At 70.6% G+C, this 930-nt stretch carries 1 protein-coding gene and 1 pseudogene; both read left to right on the top strand.

Annotation, left to right across the window (positions count from 1 at the left end; genetic code table 11):
• Positions 1 to 123 (top strand): annotated as a pseudogene (locus tag ACT80S_RS19125) (electron transfer flavoprotein subunit beta/FixA family protein); the annotation flags it as partial.
• A 1-nt stretch (position 124) separates the two neighbouring features.
• A partial coding sequence (locus ACT80S_RS19120) for an electron transfer flavoprotein subunit alpha/FixB family protein (protein WP_377419142.1) occupies positions 125 to 930 on the top strand: 806 nt, incomplete at its 3' end.

Raw genomic sequence — 930 nt, 5'->3', positions numbered from 1 at the left:
GACGTGGCTCCGCGCATCAAGACGCTGAAGGTCAGCGAGCCGCCCAAGCGCGGCGCGGGCATCAAGGTGCCGGATGTGGCCACCCTCGTCGACAAACTCAAGAACGAAGCCAAGGTGATCTGAGATGGCTGCACTGGTTATTGCTGAACACGACAACGCGTCGATCAAGGGCGCGACCCTGAACACCGTGACGGCGGCTGCGGCCTGCGGCGGTGAGGTGCATGTGCTGGTGGCGGGCCAGAACGCGGGCGCTGCGGCGGCTGCGGCGGCCCAGATCGCCGGCGTGTCCAAGGTGATCCACGCCGACGGCGAGAGCCTGGCCCATGGCCTGGCGGAGAACGTCGCTGCCCAGGTGCTGGCGATCGCGGGCAACTACAGCCACATCCTGTTCCCGGCCACGGCCAGCGGCAAGAATGCCGCGCCGCGCGTGGCGGCCAGGCTGGACGTGGCGCAGGTCTCGGACATCACCAAGGTGGTGAGCGCCGACACCTTCGAGCGCCCGATCTACGCGGGCAACGCGATCGCCACGGTGCAAAGCGCCGACGCGACGAAGGTGATCACCGTGCGCACGACCGGCTTCGACGCCGCGGCGGCCACCGGTGGCTCGGCGGCCGTCGAGACGGTGGCGGCGGCTGCGGCCTCCGCCAAGAGCCAGTACGTGGGCAGCGAGATCGCCAAGAGCGACCGCCCCGAGCTGACCGCGGCCAAGATCATCGTGTCGGGCGGCCGGGCGCTGGGCAGCGCCGAGAAGTTCAACGAGGTGATGATGCCCCTGGCCGACAAGCTGGGCGCGGCCATCGGCGCCTCGCGCGCCGCGGTCGACGCGGGCTACGCCCCGAACGACCTGCAGGTGGGCCAGACCGGCAAGATCGTGGCGCCGCAGCTGTACATCGCCGCCGGCATCTCGGGGGCGATCCAGCACCTGGCGGG

This window comes from Ramlibacter sp. MAHUQ-53 (genome assembly GCF_052600055.1).
Note: the sequence above shows the minus strand (reverse complement) of the source record. Positions and strands in the feature narration are given on the sequence as shown.